This is a genomic window from Photorhabdus heterorhabditis, from assembly GCF_018448905.1.
Taxonomy (GTDB): Bacteria; Pseudomonadota; Gammaproteobacteria; order Enterobacterales; family Enterobacteriaceae; genus Photorhabdus; species Photorhabdus heterorhabditis.
This window is the reverse complement of record NZ_RCWA01000208.1, coordinates 1-255: the sequence shown is the minus strand read 5'-3', so window position 1 is coordinate 255 and position 255 is coordinate 1. Positions and strand designations below refer to the sequence as shown.

Sequence of the window (255 nt, the reverse complement as noted above, 5' to 3'; positions counted from 1 at the left end):
GAACATCAATACTGACCCGATTTTTAATTTTGCCTCTTTTTTCATAGCGACCATAGCGTTTACGATAGGGTTTTCTGGCAATTCGCAGATGTTGCCATAAATCACCCCCCTCTATTTTATCTTGATAGATCAGCCTATAAATTGTCTCATGATGCAAAAATATCCCTTTATGCCGCTTCAAATAATCAACCACCTGTTCAGGACTCAAATCTTGCCAAATTAACCGTTTTATCCATTTTTTGACTTCCGGCGTTA

1 pseudogene is annotated in these 255 nt (G+C 38.0%); it reads right to left on the bottom strand.

Annotation, left to right across the window (positions count from 1 at the left end):
• A pseudogene (locus EAE89_RS23325) lies at positions 1–255 on the bottom strand (IS30 family transposase); the annotation flags it as partial.